This window comes from Pseudomonas gingeri, from assembly GCF_013386165.1.
Classification (GTDB): Bacteria; Pseudomonadota; Gammaproteobacteria; order Pseudomonadales; family Pseudomonadaceae; genus Aquipseudomonas; species Aquipseudomonas gingeri_C.
Map to the genome: position 1 here is coordinate 233,102 of NZ_JACAOS010000003.1, position 16,741 is coordinate 249,842.

The 16,741-nt window shown below is 60.8% G+C and carries 10 protein-coding genes and 2 pseudogenes; 5 read left to right on the top strand and 7 right to left on the bottom strand.

Annotated elements, in window-relative coordinates; translation table 11 throughout:
* Positions 1 to 4 precede the first annotated feature (4 nt).
* Entirely contained in the window at positions 5 to 1,039 is a 1,035-nt protein-coding gene (locus tag HX866_RS05615) for a histone deacetylase family protein (RefSeq protein WP_177139252.1), read from the bottom strand.
* A 117-nt stretch (positions 1,040 to 1,156) separates the two neighbouring features.
* Between HX866_RS05615 and HX866_RS05620 the strand changes: the two genes are divergently transcribed.
* The 4 genes from HX866_RS05620 to HX866_RS05635 all read left to right on the top strand — a co-directional run bounded on the left by HX866_RS05620 (position 1,157) and on the right by HX866_RS05635 (position 5,058).
* Positions 1,157 to 1,657, top strand: coding sequence for an Lrp/AsnC family transcriptional regulator (locus HX866_RS05620; protein WP_177138430.1), 501 nt, complete (start codon positions 1,157 to 1,159; stop codon positions 1,655 to 1,657).
* Between the two features lie 727 nt (positions 1,658 to 2,384).
* Positions 2,385 to 3,233, top strand: coding sequence for an EamA family transporter (locus HX866_RS05625; protein ID WP_177124227.1), 849 nt, complete (start codon positions 2,385 to 2,387; stop codon positions 3,231 to 3,233).
* Positions 3,233 to 4,180 (top strand): LysR substrate-binding domain-containing protein, encoded by a 948-nt coding sequence (locus HX866_RS05630; RefSeq protein WP_177091805.1) that lies wholly within the window; start codon positions 3,233 to 3,235, stop codon positions 4,178 to 4,180. The genes HX866_RS05625 and HX866_RS05630 overlap by 1 nt, the downstream gene beginning before the upstream one ends.
* A 398-nt stretch (positions 4,181 to 4,578) precedes the next feature.
* Positions 4,579 to 5,058 (top strand): hypothetical protein, encoded by a 480-nt coding sequence (locus HX866_RS05635; RefSeq protein ID WP_177138431.1) that lies wholly within the window; start codon positions 4,579 to 4,581, stop codon positions 5,056 to 5,058.
* A gap of 557 nt (positions 5,059 to 5,615) precedes the next feature.
* On the opposite strand, the gene HX866_RS05640 is transcribed toward HX866_RS05635, so the two are convergent.
* From HX866_RS05640 to HX866_RS05660, 5 genes are all read right to left on the bottom strand, one after another.
* Complete coding sequence (locus tag HX866_RS05640) at positions 5,616 to 9,113, bottom strand: hypothetical protein (protein ID WP_177138432.1); 3,498 nt, start codon at positions 9,111 to 9,113, stop codon at positions 5,616 to 5,618.
* A complete protein-coding gene (locus HX866_RS05645; RefSeq protein ID WP_177091808.1) occupies positions 9,110 to 10,066 on the bottom strand; it encodes a hypothetical protein in 957 nt (318 codons plus the stop codon). Before HX866_RS05645 ends, HX866_RS05640 begins: the two co-directional genes overlap by 4 nt.
* A gap of 2 nt (positions 10,067 to 10,068) precedes the next feature.
* Positions 10,069 to 11,418, bottom strand: coding sequence for a hypothetical protein (locus tag HX866_RS05650; RefSeq protein ID WP_177138433.1), 1,350 nt, complete (start codon positions 11,416 to 11,418; stop codon positions 10,069 to 10,071).
* Positions 11,419 to 11,479: 61 nt separating this feature from the next.
* The gene (locus HX866_RS05655) at positions 11,480 to 15,478 is read right to left on the bottom strand and encodes a DUF6603 domain-containing protein (protein WP_256344824.1); all 3,999 of its coding nucleotides are present in this window, start codon (positions 15,476 to 15,478) and stop codon (positions 11,480 to 11,482) included.
* 137 nt (positions 15,479 to 15,615) lie between these two features.
* Positions 15,616 to 15,957, bottom strand: a complete 342-nt coding sequence (locus HX866_RS05660; protein ID WP_177091811.1) for a hypothetical protein — start codon at positions 15,955 to 15,957, stop codon at positions 15,616 to 15,618.
* A gap of 349 nt (positions 15,958 to 16,306) precedes the next feature.
* Between HX866_RS05660 and HX866_RS34200 the strand changes: the two are divergent.
* Positions 16,307 to 16,444, top strand: a pseudogene (locus HX866_RS34200) (GNAT family N-acetyltransferase); the annotation flags it as partial.
* Positions 16,445 to 16,495: 51 nt separating this feature from the next.
* Here HX866_RS34200 and HX866_RS34205 read toward each other — a convergent pair.
* A pseudogene (locus HX866_RS34205) lies at positions 16,496 to 16,672 on the bottom strand (transposase); the annotation flags it as partial.
* Positions 16,673 to 16,741 lie beyond the last annotated feature (69 nt).

Below are 16,741 nucleotides of genomic sequence, written 5' to 3' on the forward strand. Positions count from 1 at the left end.
TGACTCAGGCGCGCTTGCTTTCGTAGCCATGCAGCACATTGACTGCGTTGATCCCGATCTCATCGACCATGTAGCCACCTTCCATGACGAACAGGGTGGAGCAGCCGACGCTCGCGATCAGCTCACCGATGCCGATGAAGTCTTCACTTTCCAGCAGGAAGTGGCTGATGGGGTCGTCCTTGAACGTATCGACGCCCAGTGAAATAACCAGCACTTGAGGGGCGAACTGTTGGAGCTTCTTGCAGGCGTGCAGCAGGGCGTTGCGGTAACTTTCCCAGGTGGTGTTTTTCGGCATTGGGTAGTTCAGGTTGTACCCTTCGCCATGGCCGGCGCCGACCTCGTGGCTGAAGCCGGAGTAGTACGGATAGGACACCGAAGGTTCGCCGTGCAGCGAGACAAACATAACGTCACTGCGCTTGTAGAAAATGTTCTGCGTGCCGTTGCCGTGATGGAAGTCGACGTCCAGTACCGCTACACGTTTGGCTCCCTGGGTAATGGCCTGCTGTGCAGCGATAGCGGCATTGTTTAGGTAGCAATAACCGCCCATGTACTCGCGCGCCGCGTGATGTCCCGGCGGACGGCACAGGGCAAAGGCACTGTCGTGGCCTTCATCAATCAGCGCCAATCCGGTCAGCGCGATATCGGCGCTGGTTTTTACTGCTTCCCAAGTGGTGGCAGTAATGGGAGAGCCTGCGTCCATGGCATAGAAACCGATCTTGCCGTCGATAAAGCTCGGGACTTGTTGGTTGGCCAGGTCGCGTACAGGCCATACCAGTGGCAAGGCATCATGGGTGCGGCCGGTTGCGCACCACTCAGACCAGGCGTTTTCCAGAAAGGTTACGTAGCGATCGCTGTGTGCGTTGATATAGCACGACCTGTCGAACGCCCGCGGTTCGATGATCTGGCCTAGCCCTACCTGTTTAACCCGAGCATGAACGGTATCGGCCCGACTGGGTTGCTCGAAAGAAGGCTTGAGTACGCCGTCTTTCAATTCGGTGCCATGGTGCAAGCGGTGGGAATCACTGAAAACTGTAAACATCGTGCGCATCCGTTGGTGAACCAGTACAAATATTCTGTTCTGGTTCTGATGCGACTTCTTTGCTTTGTTTTCAGTTTTTGTTAGGTTTGCAGGACGAATTTACCCAAGAATGACACCATGCAGAAAAAAACATCCAAACGTGTCAGTCTTGACGACACCGACCTAGCCATTCTCGCCTTGCTGCAGGAGGATGCGAGTATTTCCAACGCCGAGCTCAGTGAGCGCCTGTCGTTAAGCCTCACCCCCTGTTGGCGGCGTCGTAAGAGAATGGAGGAGGCGGGCGTGATAAAAGGCTACCAGGCCAACCTTGATCGACGGATGCTGGGGCTGGATATCATGGCGTTCGTACATATCCGTTTCTCCACCCACGCCGATCACGCCCCCGACGCCTTCGAGGCGGTGATCATGCAGCTACCTGAAGTGCTGTCGTGCCACAAGATCACCGGGGATGCTGATTACGTGCTGCAAGTGTTGGCAGAGGATCTTGATAGCTACAGTGATTTTGTCGAGCATGTGCTGAGGCGCCAGATGGGTATTGCATCAATCCAGTCCAGTTTGTCGTTACGCGAGATCAAGACCAGTAGCCGTATAGCGATACCCACATCGTGCAGGGATTGAATGTGGCTATATTGTAAGTACTTAGGAAGCAGTTAAGCGCTGTGTTTTTTCAAAGCCACTGGCTCACTCTCTCAAATTACTGGCACGCCGATCACTTCGTTTCATGGGCGATTTGGCCTCCGATAGACGGTTCGCCTCGCAACTGCCGGGCTTAGGTTCCACCCACGCCGCGACAGTAGACCGGATACTTGTGCTTTCGAATGTCTGCTGATAGCCGTCGGTTGTGAGTTGACCGGTGAGTGGGGGAGGTTGAGGCGCCTTTTTGGCGGTGATTCATCTACTGCTGATCCTGCACAATTGACACTGCCAGCTTGATGATCGTTCGTCCGATTGGCAACGGGTAGAATCCAGTAGTTTGGCTTGGAGTCACTCCTTTTTTGCTCTTGATACACTCTGAAAACAAGTCCAGAGTTGAGTCTTTTCCTGTTTCGGCAAAAAAAGAAAACCCTTGGATTTCAATGGGTCGGACGCTAGATGCGAGTCTCGTTTCCCGCTCCAAATACACAAAAACGCCACCCTATAGGGGTGGCGTTTTTGTTTGTGTGCGTTTTTTAGCGCTGGTCATCCGGACGTCAGCAGGAGCTTATTTCGCTCGGCACCTATCCAGAGTCCACGGAGATGACCGATTTTAAAGGCAGCCTTGAAGAAGCATCGCTTCTCGCACGCATGACACGTGTAGTGCAATAGCCGCGCCTTCCCACCGCTCCACCCTGCCCAGTCGGACCCCATGACCCCTTCAGATATCGCAATAACCCTGGTGTTGATTTCCGCCTTCATGCACGCCACCTGGAACGCCGTGGTCCGGGCCGGCAGCAGCCGCTTCCTGACCCTGGCCATGGTGGACGCCGTGGCCTTGCTGATCAGCCTCGCGGCGCTGCCGCTGGTGAACGTACCGCCTCCGCAAGTCTGGGCCTACCTGGCGATTTCCGTGGTGCTGAACACCGCCTACCGGCTGTTCCTGATCAAGGCCTACGAGACCGGCGACTTCGGCCAGGTCTATCCGGTCATGCGTGGTGTGCCCCCGGTGATGGTCGCGGTGTTTTCCTGGTGCATGTTCCATGAAGAGCTTTCAACCGGCGCGCTGCTGGGAGTGATGCTGATCTCTGCCGGCATCATCAGCCTGACCTTCGTCCGCCATATGACCGCGGCGATGTTCAAGCCGATGCTGATGGCCATCTGTGCGGGGGTGTTCATTGCGCTGTATACGTTGGTCGACGCCCAGGGTGTCAGGGCCAGTGAGACCGCCTTGCAATACATCATCTACCTGGGCGTGTTCCAGAGCATACCTGTCCTGCTGCTGGCACTCATCAGCAACCGCACGCAGTTTGTCCGGGTGGTTCGCAGCAACTGGCGCCTGGGTACGCTGGGCGGTTTTTTCTATCTGACAGCCTATGGCCTGGTGCTCTTCGCCTTCTCCCTGGACGCCGTGGCCAAGATTTCGGCGCTGCGCGAGAGCAGTGTTATTATCGGCGCCATCATTGCCGCACTGTTCTTCCACGAACGGTTCGGCTGGCGGCGAATGCTCTCGGCATTTGTCATTTTCAGCGGGATTGTCCTGATCAAGACGAGTGCCTGATGGCCCAGCGCCCACCTCCCACGACCATGTTGCAAGCCTTTGTCCATGCGGGAAAAACGGGGAGTTTTGCACGGGCTGCTGCAGAGTTGAATTTCACCGCCAGTGCCGTCAGCCATCAGATCAGCGGGCTGGAAGAATGGTGGGGGGTGCAGCTGTTCGAACGCCACTCACGGGGCGTCAAGCTGACCGCCGCCGGCCAGGCGCTGCTGCCCATTGCGCAGAACTTCTTCACCGACCTCGAAACGACGCTCAATCGTCTCAATCCCGGCAAACCGGCCCCGTTGCAGTTGTACTGCACCTCGTCGCTGGGCGCCGCCTGGTTGAGCCCGCGTCTGTATGCCAGTCATGACGACCGGCGTCTCAATCTGGATGTGGTGCTGACCAACGCCGAGCTGTCGGACGCCAATCTCAACAGCAGTCCCTACGATGTGGCGATCGTGATCGGCCAGGGGCATTTTCCCGGTAATCATGTCCAGCGGCTGATGGGCGATGCTGTGTTTCCCGTCTGCTCGCCACGGTTCCTGCAGACCCATGGTCCGATTCAACGGGACGAAATCAGCAGCTATCCCTTGATCTATCGGGTGGACGATGCGTTTTGTCCGGGATGGGAGGACTGGTTTGCCTGGCAAGGCCTGACTCCGCCTCCCTATCACCCTGGGCCACGTTTTCCCGATTCGAACATGACCATCGGCCTGGCGGCCAAGGGCGTCGGCATTGCCCTGGCACGCACCTCGCTGGTCCAGGACAAATTGCGCGACGCCACCCTGGTACTGTTGGGTGGCCCGGCCATGCCCTCACCTTCGGCCTATTATGTGGTGTGCCGTAGTGGGCGGGAACAGGAGCCGGACATTGCCAGGTTGATCGACTGGCTGCAGAGCCAGGCCGCCGCATTCCAACTGGAGTTGTGCGCCGAATTTCCCGAACTACCTGCCGCTACTGTCGGCTAGACAGGCACGGCGCTGTCCAGGAAACCGGACGAATTGATCGCAAAGGAGCTGATGGCGATGCGCAACGCATGACGTCCCGACGTGATCATGCGCGATTCTTCCATTCTCGACTTCCTGGACCTCCATGACACCTGACAGGAGGGCGATTTGGGGCCGCGATCATCTGAGAAATCGAATCTTTTCTGCTGGAACTAAACATACCCGTTTGCCTATCCCTTATCTTAAGGGGGGAACGGTGTCCTGTCTTTCATGGGGCTCGTTCATCTCTGGTGAAAGGAATGCTCAGTGAGCGCGGATACTGCAGGGTTTCGACATCAGTTTTGCGCTCATAGAAAAGATCCTTCATTGGACATTTCCAGCCCCTCTACACTGGATGTGTCTGGCTGGAGGAGAACGGTATGGAAAGCCGTGCACGCGTTGTCCTGATCGTGTCCTTAACCTTGGCGTTGGCCGGTTGTTTTGAGCGCACTGTTTCCGGCAGCTATGTTGCCAAGGGACCGTCAGATGCCGAGTTACTGCAGTTGACTCAAACGTCGGACGGAAAAATCGTGGGTAGCCTGCAGCACGTCGGTCTCAAAGCCGGCGGCGTCATAGACGCTGCAACGGTCAATGTGATTGGCGCAGTGGCCGATAATAATCTGACCCTTACGATTTTTCCGGTCGGTCAGACCACAGGGCAAAATGTCAGCGGATCACTCATCGACTCAGGTCTAGAACTCAATGGGGTTACGAGTACTGGGATGACGACCCTTGATCGGTTTGAGCGTGGGAATGTCGCTGATTTCAACACCGAAGTAGAGCGGTTGCAGAAAGCCAGTCAGTCGATCAAATTTCAGAAGGTGAGGGCGGATCAGTTGACCACTACAGATGCCAACTGACACGGTAGAAATTGAAAAGTCACTCGTTGAGCTGGAAACCTTGATAGGACGTTGAGCGTCTGGATTTAAAAAGTAAATACACCTCGTTGTAAGGTATGGACGACCGCTGTACTGAAACCATCAACTGACTTATGCGGTTACGGCAAGCAGCGCTACGAGGTGCTGTAAATACGTCGTAGCGACCTATTCGATCTGTATGTTCAAGGTAGTCCCCATAAGAGGGCTCTACTTCAAGCGAGAGGGCTATAGGAACACCGACGTTGTCGGCGGCCCACCTTCTTCTGGTCTATCCCTGGAATTGCTGGGGTTACCGTAAGCGTTGTAGTGGGCGCACTGGGTGGTGTAGGTGGCGCCGTCACGGGCGACAACATGCTCCTGGATATCTGCGGCCCAGATTTTTTGATCGAAGACCTGGCCCAGTTCATAGAGTCGTTCCTCGCCCACTGCAAATTCGCGCGGCTGCCATTTAAAGGTCTCGTAGCTGTTATCTGGGCGCGTGATCTTGACAGGGCGTCCTGCAAGCCAGGCCTTGTTACAATAATGACCTAACCAGATCGTTACGCTGGTTTCTCCGGTCCGTCGCGCCGCACGCTCAGCCAGCCTTCGGCAATACCTTGGTGGCCATAATCGAGGTTGGCCCTGGCGCCGTTGATGTCGCTCGGTGCCAGGCTATTCCAGTCTTTCCCGGTGGTGCTGATCCAGTGCCATTCGCCACTGGCTACCCGCGGCAGGACCATCGAGGCGGGGGCTGCAGAGTCGCCGCCGGTCAGCACCGGCAGGCAATCGAAGGTCACATCGAGTGAGGCGAGTGTGCTTGCGTAGTGCTTGGGCGGAATGTCGATGGTCTTCGCCGGCAGGATGCCGCAACTGGCGTGCACGCTGCCGCGCGGATCGAGGAGCAGGATCAGGTCCTGCGTCCGGCCATCGGCGGTGACGCTCAGAGGATCGTCCGTTTCACGATCGTCGCCGGACACGGCGGGACGGTAGAGAGCCTTGAAATCCCGATAGCCCGCAGCCTGCAGCGGATTGATCCAGTAGCCCAGTAGCGTGTCGTCCAGCTTGTTCAGGGCACCCAGTCGGACCGGGAAGCGAACCTTGCTCAAGCCTCCCTCGTCGATCCCGTCCGGATTCGTCAGGGATTTCGTCAGGGTGCTCCAGTCCTGGTTTCCCACAGGTGGACCGAGCAGTTCCAGGGCCAGGCTGGCACGGGCCAGAACCAGCGGCTGTCCGCTCAGTACCACGTGCTCGGCGGTTTCAGCGAACTGGTCCGGCAGGCAGTAACGCAGGGCGAAGTCGACGGGCCCCAGGAAACGCTCAAGAACTCCCTTGTCGGTGTTGTTGTACAGGGCCTGGGCAAAGTGCAAGAAGTCCGCGGGCTGGCCGCCGAATACCTCCTCCAGGGGCGTGCCATAGGCAAACCCACCCAGCGGCGCGCAACTCCAGTGCACCTTGTCCTCCACCAAGGCCAGTTTGCCCAGTGGCCGGCCGTTGGCGGCGTGCAGCACCAGCGAGCGCTCAAGGTGATTGGGGATGACCCAGCCCAGCACCGGACCGCTGTCGAGGCTATCGGCACTTTCCCGAGTGAGGTCGCTGGCGGAGCGCCAGCGGAACTGTAGACGTGCAGGTTGGGCTAGGCGGGGAGGGAGCAGGGCGCTGTCGTCCTGGTGCAAGCCGGGTGGGGGCTGCAGCCCCTTGGCGACCTGCACGGCGGGCATCGAGTAATCCTTGAAGCGACCGAACACATCTACCAAACGCAAACGGTGGATACGCAGCAGTTCCGCGCGCAGCGGGGTGTAACTGGCGTCGGTCATGGGGGTGAAGCGGGTTTGCCCGCCGACAGCGCCGCGCACTGTGTCGATTAGTTGGGTCTGGGCGAGGTCTGCCAGTGGATCGTCCACCGTCAGTTGCAGGGCGGCGCGCTGCATGAGCAGAGCGTCGTTGAGGCCGGTGAGGTTTTGCGCGAGCAAGGGCAGGTTCTCGATGCTTTTCAGCAAGTCGCGCAGCGGCTGGTTATCGCCACCGCGCTGCTTTGCATAACGCTCGATTTCCCGAGTGAGACCCAAGGTGGCGTCGGCGGCCAGCAGGCTGCTGCCCTGGAGAACGCGTTTCGCTCCTAAGGTGCTGCCGGAACACTCCAGGTCGAAGGCATCGAAACCGAAGCGGAAATGCTTCTGGATGAAATCCACCGGATAGCCGGCGGGCGGCTTGTCACCGCCCAGGGCGCAGAGTTCGATTTCGTAGTGCAGCAGGAAGGGCAGCCAGGGTGTGCTCCAGGCCTGGCAGTAGCCTGTCCCTGGCTTCAGTCCCTGATACTCGATGGTTGCAGGCGTGGAGTGAGCGGGCAGCAGGGGGAGGACCTCCTTATCCAGCAGTGGCTGCAGGTTCTGGCTGAGAATGAGCGCCTCCGTCACCAGTGCTTTCAGCACGGGCGTCACCGGCAACTGCGCGGGCAGTTGCAGCAATGAAAGGTCGTCACTGTTCCGGCTGAAAGGGCCTTCTGAGCCAATGCCTGCGATGCTGAAACTGCGAATCTGTCGAGCCAGACGGCATTCGTTGGCATTGCCTTTGATGCGATCCGGTGCATGCCGGTCCGGTGGCACGACATCCTTGCCAGCGAGCAGCAATATGGGCTCGGTTGGCTGGTAGAAACGCGGTGCGCCGGTGGTTTCGCGCAGCGTGAAGGCATCGCCGAGCTTCTCCAGCAGTTGTTGCTCCCGTTGCTTGATGTCCGAGCGCTGCACGTCCAGCTTGGACATCAGCTGGCTGATGTCGGCACTGCGCGTGAGCAACCACTGGCGCATGTCCTCCAGGCCAAGCTGCTGGCCAGGCGTCACTTGTGTCGGGTCATGCAGCAGGATCTGGTACTTCTGCCAGTCCAGAAACAGTTGTGCCTGCAATGCCCGGCGCTTGCGATCATCCTCGTTCTGCGTGCCCTGCAGGTCGTTCAGTCGAGCCAGCTGCCGCGCCTGGTCGGCCGGCAGTTCCGGCGTGTCGCTACCCAGGCGCTGGTCTTTCCGTTCGACACTCCATGAGTTTCCGCCGGAAAAGGTGGCAAAGCCGGCGTCATGCACCAGTTGCTCGAATTCACGTCCGGAACCTGTGTCACTGTCCGCATCGGACAGCCAGCCGAACTGCAGGGCGTTGAACAGGGCCTCGGCCTTGTCGGCGTCCGGCCCCCTGGCCAGTAGTGCCGACAGCGCCTCGCGCGAGGTGCCGGCGATGGTCACGTTCAAGGCCTGTGGGGTCGTATCGAGGTAGCGAGCGCTGGCCTGCCAGGCGAGGTTCTCCAGCAGGCCGGCGCAAATCAGTCGTCCTGGCTGGCTGCCCACCGGGGCCTGCCAGTCGGCGAAGCGCTCGGCTGTTGCCTGGTGCAGCGGATCTTCGCTCGCCTGGGAATACCACCCACTGACCTGATAGCTGATCAGCACGGGGTCCACTTGCTTCTCAAGGTCGGCCAGGTCATCGTGGAAACCGAACACCGAAACGCAATTGGGGTAAAAGGCGGCAAAGGACGGCTCGCCATAGCCGAGCGCGGTGAACGGGCGTGGCGCGCGCTGGATTCCGTCAGTATCAAGGGCCTCCTGCCAGGTCTCTGCGGAGAACACCTGGCCGATCCAGGCCACCTGTGGCTGCTTCTGCTCGTTCTCGAAGAGGATGGTTGGGGCATCGGAGTTGCCGGTGTCGCTGAGGCGGTCGCTTTCCACTACCCAGCTCTTCAGGAGTACCGTGTCGCTGTCCTGGCGCAGCATCCGGGTCACCAGCCAGCGATCGGGCACCGGGGGAAACTCCAGGCCCTGGGCCTTGCTCCCGCCACGGGTCAGTTGTCGCGGCAGGCTCCAGTGCAGATGGATACCGGCCTTCAACGGCTGACCATCGGCAAAGGGTGAACTGCCGCCGAGCACGGTCTGGCTGATGTAGGGTGCTGGCTTGCCCTTGGGGGGCAAGCGCGAGAAGTCAGCCATGGCCGGCAGCGCCAGGGCACCGGCGTCGATATCCCCCTGGCCCACGGCCAGCGCGGCGATATCGAGGTTGGCGATCAGGATGTCATCGCTCATGGCAGACTCCAGGTGAAGTCCACGGCATCGGCGCCTTCCACCATCTGCAGGGCGAAGCCGGCTGCATCGAGGGGAGTGTGAAGCGTATCGCCCATGCTGGCGGCCAGACGCGCCAACGGTATGACCCGGCGTGCGTTGCTGCGCCTGGTGACCACGGTGTTCAGTTCGGTGGGTATGCCTGGATCGTTGCCGAGCGTGCGCAGGGCTTTGTCGAAGCCCCCGTTTGCGGCGTCGCGCACACCGAAATGACTGGCCTCGGCCGGCAGCGTGAAGCGCACTCGGGTCAGTCGATCATTGAACAGGCACAGCATCAGGCCTGGCGCCAGCAGCTCCATGCGTACGATGGACAGCGCCGCGGTGTCGGCGAAGCCCTGGACCTCCAGGCCCGGCCAGGCATTCAGCAGGTTCGTGCGCAACACAAAGCCACTCAGCGTGCCTGTGGTTGCCACGGGCCGGCATTGGGCGTCAGGCACCGCTTCAGCGTGCAGTGCCTGGCGCATTTCGCAGCTTTGCACCGCGCCCTCGGCAGCGGTGCGCAGCGCGAGGCAGGCTTGCTGCGCGGCGAGCGAATCGACGGTAGTACTACCGATGCTGAACGCCCCGTCAAGCAGGGCGGCGAGCCAGCCCTTGTCGACCTGGAAAAAGCGCAGGGATTCGTCCGGCAGCATGGCCATGTCCGGTACCAGGTAGTTGAACGGTACGCCCTTGAGCATCTGCAACTCGCTTAACCAGTCGCGGATCAGTCTGGCGTCGGTATCATTGCTGTCCCAGGTGGCAACCGGTGGTGCGACGGGGGTCGCCTTCAGTCCCTTCAGTGCCCGCATCGGGCGCAGGGTGAACTCATTGTCGGCCGCCTCGCTCAGCAATGACGATGGGCGGGGGGGGATCGGCGCCTCCTGCAGGCGTTGCTCCATCACCGTCAGGGTAACCCGTGTGCCGAATTGTCGTGCCATGCTCAGTTTTTCCCCGTGTTGATGGATTCACCCAGGTCATCGACGGCCTGCTTGAGCAGGTCGAGCAAGACCCGTTCGACACGGCTTGCGGTGGCTTGCCCTGGCGCGGCGTTCGAGGGCAGGTCTGCCAGTGCCGCATCCAGATCATTGTTTTCCCAGGACTGCAGTTGTTGCTGAGTGTGGCCAAGCTTCCAGCGGTACAGGGTGCTGGCGAAACTGCTGTTCTGCAGGGCCAGCAACCGTCCGAGCTGCCAGGCGGAGCTGTAGCTGACATCGAACATGCCGCTGGCCGGGTCGTAGCGCAGCAGTTCGTCGGCATGGCTTGCCCAGACTTTCGGCAGGCCCGTGGTGCTGACAGGCAACAGCGGGCCGCGGTACCAGGACACGCTGTGTTCGCCGTTGCGCAGTGCGTGGTTCATCGCACTGTAGCCAAGCCCGAAGGCATTCTCGACCCGCTTGTCGCCGTCACTATCCTCTGCGTTGTCCTTGTCCCAGGGCATGCGCAGCGCGGCCGGCTCAAGGGCGCCGAACAGCTGGGCAAAGCCCTGCTGGCCGTCGCGGCAATTAAAGGTCCAACTGGTCAGGCTCACCAGGCGGACGGTGCGCGTGCCGGCCGGCAACGCCTTGGACGGCTCGCCCTCGTCCCCTGGCAAGTAGGGGGCGAAATTCTCCAGCGACACCAGGTGTGCTACCGAGGAGTGCCCGGGGGCAGGCAGGCGATTGCCCACCACCACCGCGTAATCGAGTGGCGGCAGGCTGCCGTCGAGGCTGGCCTTGGCCTGCGGGTCGACGCGACGCACATGGGCGTTCCAGCGCAAATCATTGAGCGATGGGGCGATGGCGTTGAACAGGTCGATGTCCACATCGATCACCGTGACCGGGTCTGTGTCCTGTTCTCCGGGTTCCGTGTTGCGTGCGGGAAAGAAGAGCGTATCGCTGCCGAGCAGATTGGCCAGGGTCAGTGACTGTGCGGGCGGTGGTGGATCGCTTTCATCGAACAGCATTACGGCCAGCCAGCTTGGCGGTGCCTCGCCCGTCGCGGCCGGTTCGACGAAGGGCGAGCGCTGCCAGGGCAAGGTGGCGGCGTTCAGCACAACGTGGGGCAACTGCCGGGAAAAATCGCCGCGGGCGCCATTGCGTGGTGATTGGCTGTTGAGCAATGCCGGGTCAAGACGATAGCGTTCTCCCAGGACCACGAAGTCCTGGACTGACTTGAAGGTGTCCTGATTCGCGCCGCCGATTTCCACGGTCTGGCTGGCACTGATGCGGTATTCGCCGCTGGCCAGCGGTGGCAACAGGTAGGGGATGAGGGTCAGGGACGGGTTGTCCGGATCTTGGGTATTCAGCTCCATGCTGGCGGATTCCTTGGAAGACCGCCGGCGGCGGTGCAGTCGAAGCGGGGGATACTTTGTTTCATACAGCCCCCAGCGAGCACAGGTGCGGCGCCGCGCGGAAAAGGGCGGGCGCGTTGCTGGTAGTCTTGCTCAGGTCGAGGGTGGCGGCAGTGGCCTGCTGCTGTCGCTTCAGGGCGGCAAGGATGTCGTTGCGCGTGGTGCTCGACGGCTGGCTGCCTAGGGACTCGCTTAGCTGTTCCAGGGTGTTGTCTGGCTTGTAGGGCGCGTTGGCGGGTTTGCTGTTCGAGCACTCGACTGCGAACGTTATCGGCGTTGGCGCCTGGAGGTGGCCGAGCGGGACGCTCAGGCTACCTGGCGCGGCACGCGGCGCGGGGCACAGATCGAGGCCGATCAGGACGTCGGCCAGCATCGCCGAACCCTGCAGGGTGGCGCCGCCATTGCCCCACAGACCGGCCGGTACACTGCTCCGCAGCGCCTGGCTGTTCCAGCTGCCGCCATCCTTTTTATCGATGCGCTGGATGCTCAGGTACAACGTACTGGTCAGTGACCCCTGTGGTTTTTCCATGGGGGCTACGCCCAGTTGGCGATTCCAGTCGCCTGGTGCCGGCAACAGTGAACTGTTCACATGGGTCACCGGCACCGGGTTGCTCAGCACCAGTCGCAGATTGGCGGGGTCGACTTTCCACAGCGGCTGGCCTTTTCGCTCGATGGTACCCAGCAGCCCACTCGGGGCACTGATACCGATCAGCGGACTCTGCGTGGGGGGCGGCTGGTCGGGTTTGAGAGCGGTCGGGGCCGGAAGGAACGACTCACGAAACTCCTGCCAATCGATGGGTCTATCGCTGGGTCGCTTCTGGTCGCCGAAGTCGATGGTGAAGGACACCACTGACAGGTCGACCAGCGCCAGGCCGCCGAACTCCGGGCCCCACAGGTCGAGATTGGCGTTGACCCGAGCATTGAGGGTATAGGAGCTCAGCCACAGATCGACTTTGACCGAGACCCCGATGCTGACCGTGGCGCTGATTCGGTAGGCGAATGGCTTGAAGCGGATCAGGAAGTGGGTCTGTACTTGAAACCAGGCCTGTACGCCACTGCTCTGCCAGGTGGCATCGAGCAGGCCGCCGGCCATGATCACCGAGGGCGTCAAGGCGAAGTACAACTCGCCCTTGATCGTCAGCTTGTCCGAGACCCGCCAGTTCAGGCCCAGGCGCGGGACTTGCGGGTAGTGCGTCGGCACCTTGAACTGTGGGTGGTAGCCGCCCAGGGTGACGACGAAGTCACCGGCAAAGGGGCTATTGCCGAACCACAGGTAGAAGGCGAAGCCACCGGTCAGCCGTGCATCGCGACTGAATACCCAGGAAGTCGACGACAGCTGCGCATGCACCGCCAGCAAACCTTCCTCCAGTTGCAGACAGGCCTTTAACAGCAGCTCGGCGTGCACCACCGTCACCGCCGGTTTCGTCGACGTGGAGGGAGGCAGGCTCAGGGTGCTCTGACCGAGCAGTGCGACTTCGCTGCGGGTCCCGAAGGACAGGGTCAGCAAGGCAAAGCTTTCGATCATCTTGAACGAGCTGAAGCGTACGCCGGCGGCGAACCAGTCCTGATCGGCCGCTGGTTCAATGTACGTGCTGAGGCTGTCCTTTGCCTGCTGCTCGGTGTACGTGCCCATCGCTGCCTGGATCAGCGGGAACTGTCCAATTTTGTCCACCTCGGGCAGGCGCAGCGCGCGGTTGAAACCGACCCCGGCGGCCAGGCCGGTAACGAAGAAGCACGGTGGGCCGCCCAGCGGCACGTTGATGAAGGTGAACGCGGTGAAGGACGGTCGCCCGTCGACCTCGGTATAACTGCCCAGTGCCATGGCGCCAAAGCGTCCGGAGCTGACCGTCAGTTGGCCATCGTAGGTCGGCTGCTCTTGGGAACCGAGGCGAGCCAGGGCGCCGCCGATTGTCAGCGCCGCGCTGCGGTACTGCACGGCCAGCCCGGCCAGATCGAATGTCGGCGTCCTGACGTCACCCAGCAGTGGGATATCCGCTTGCAGTCCGCTGAGCATGATGCTCAGCCCACGGGTGTCGAGGCCGGCATCGAGCAACACGGCAACGCTACCCTGGTCGGTCATGCTGAAGCCGATGCGCTGCAAACGCAGCGGCCCAAGGGCGCGCTGGACCTTGATCCAGGCGACCTTGTCGGCGCTCGGTTGTTCTTCATCTTCCGGCAGTGGCGATGCGGCCTCTTCTGGCGCAACTGGCTTGACTGGCGCCGCTGGCACGGCTGGCGCAACGGGCTTGGCCGGCTCTGCCGCTTGTGGCACTCTCGTTTGGCCGCCGAAGCGTACCATCAGGGTCTTGCTCGGCTCGCTGCCTATCTTCAGGTCCACCGCCAGGGACAGGCCACCGTCGAACGATTGCCCGGCCAACTCGGTCAGCGGGCTGTCTGTGGGGATAGGCGGCAGGACCTTGCTCGCCGCGATCAGGCGCACGCGCTCGATACCGAAGTGGTCGCTGTCCTCGGGTACCAGCCTGCCCGCCAGGGGAATCCTGTCCAGGCCCAGGTCCAGCTTGAGGGCCAGGTCCATGGCATACAGGTATCCCCATGGATCGTTCTTCGATCGGCGCCCGGCTATCAGCAATGCCTTGCTGATGTGGTTGCCGTTCGGCTCCTGCTCAGTGCCCAACTGCGCCGAGAACTCAAGGGCGAAAGACAGCGCATCGGATTGCCTCTGGAGCGTGAAGCGGGCGCCGCACAGGCGCAGTTGCAGGCCGCCTGGCAACTCGCCGATCTGTGGCAGGTGCAAGGCGCGCAACAGGTCATTCAGCGCGGGCGGACTGTCGGAGTTGGACCAGCCGCCGGTGATGCTCTTGGTGTCACTGGCCAGGTCGAGGCCGATATCGAATTCGTTGTGCTCATCGATGCGAAAGCCGCCCGCCAGCGCACCGGTTAACCCCTGCAGGTCACGCTGCATGCGCATTTCCAAGCGATGGAAAGCGAGGAAACGTTCATGGCCGATGTTGAACAGCCAGTCACCTGCGATGCTCAGTTCGGCGCCGTACAAGGACTCCGTGGTCTTGGCCCAGAACTCCAGGCGCTCGATGGTCATCTCTCCCGAAATCTCGTGCTGGAAGACCTCACTCACGAAGGTCGTCAGCGAGGGTGCCGGTCTGGCCGGATCAAGGCCTCCACTGAGGATCTTGCCCGGCAGGTGCCCCTTGATCAGCAAGGGCAGCCCGCCCAGGGTGAACACGCCCTGCAGAGCGAAGGACAGGATGCTGTCCCGGTCCGGTGGCCGCAGGGTACTGAAGCGCAGTTGCACATCGCTGAGGTTGATCAACCCAGGGCAAATATCCCATCCCTTGTCGCCAAGGGCATGCAGCGACAGGTAGGCATGGCTCACGCTGCGGCTTTCTCGGTTGAAACCACACCAGGTTTCGTTGCGCCGCAGCAGGGCGGAGCCGTTTCGGTACGGCGCCGGCAGGTTGTTTGCAACCAGCGGAGCATTTTCACCCAGGGGGTTCGCCAGTGCAGGGCCTCCCAGCCCCATGGAGATGGCGACTTTCAGGGTGGGTTGTCGCAGCAGCGTCAAAAGGGTGTCTACACCGATCAGGTCGCTGGCGTCGCTGTCCCAGCCGAACAGGCTGGCGCCCGGGCCGGCGACGAGGCGCTTGCCATCCACCGCAGGCACCTCGTCAGCGGGACACACCTCGCTGACCTGTTGCAACCAACTGAGCGGAGCGCTGATGTTGCCGCTGGCAACCAGCAGGCTGCGGCAGGCGAGGGTGGCGAGAATCGGATAGGAAGCGTCCGGAAAGGCATCGATGAACTGCCAGTTCACCGGCAGGTTGATGCCCAGCAGTACCTGGCACCCCGGGCCATCTGGCTGCACACGCAGAAACACCGAGGGCTTTTTCACGCCCAGCAGCGTCTGCTCGGCGTATCCGCGCAGGACGCAGGCCTGAGCACTTTCGACCCAGCCCTGCTTGCTGTGCAGCGTGAACTGCACAGGCAGGCCGAGCGCCTTGAAGACCGCGTCGCAGGGCGTACCCGGAAGCTTTGCGGTGTCCAAAACGCCCGATCGTTGCGCTTCAGGAAATCCTTGTCGCAGATGTGCGAGCAGCTCTTTTGCGTCCATTGCGTATGCCGCCAGTGTTCCGAAGGCTGGTTGTTGCGAGCAGAGGGGTCGCCAACATCAGGTCAAGGGTTCTACGGGGTGTTTTTGGGCTTGAACTTGTGGCCCTTAGGATCGTATTCACCTTCGGCAACCAGTACCTCGAGGTTCTTGACCACCTCGTCGACTCCGGCGGCATGGATCAGCGACTTGGGTGGCTTGACCGCCACGTAGAGCTGACCACTATCCCCGATGGCAACCTGCAGCAGTTTGTCGATGCTTGTCTCGTCGACAGTGTCCTCGCCTGTCTTGAGCTTGAACTGGTCGACCCCGAACAAGAAAGGGCTCTCGGCTGACGGGGCGCTGCCGGGGAGATCCAAGTTGACGTTGTAATTGTCCGAACCGAGGGTCAAGCGGAGGTTGATCGATACCTTCATTACGCACTCCTTGTGAGGTTGATGTCGGATGGCCAGTATGCTTAATTTCCTGTTCTGGTGAAAGGGCGATATCGGATACCTACCCAGAGGGCCCAGTAAGAGCGGGCAACCGTAGCCGTATCAGTAGACGGCAGCCCAGCAGTGTAGAACTCCGTAAGGAGAGCGATATGATCCGGTTAGCCGAGGCAAGTGATGAGTCCAACATCAGGAGTTGCGCTGAACAGGCCTACAGTCGTTATGTGCCGGTGATTGGGCGCAAGCCAGCCCCGACGCCGATTTCAGCACGCAGATAGCGGCAGGAGTGGTCTATGTGGCGACGGACGATCAAGCCAGCTTTCAGGGCTTTATTGTGTTCTATGCCAAAGAGGGGTATTTCCTGTTGGAGAACGTGGCCGTCCTGCCTAATGCAGCAGGACGTGGTGTTGGGAAGGCACTGATCAGCTTTTGTGAAGATGCTGCCCGACAGTACGGCGTGAACGCTGTCCATCTCTACACTAATAAAAAGATGACAGATAACCTCTCGATCTATCCCCGGCTCGGTTATCAGATCAATCAGCCCTTGCTCGTTGAGCCTGAGGTGCAATCGCTTGAGCATCTGGCTGAACGTGCCTCGATTTCGCCAATCTCTGAACCGCTGGTAAACGGTTGACCAAGGCCCAAAGCGCTCGGGCATATCACGCCATGCAGCTCCTGAGCACATCACCCACAATTTGCCATCGGAGGCTCCTGCCTTTTGATGGTCGCGGACTTTACTGGATCCTGGCTTTCGTGCGGCTTGAATGGG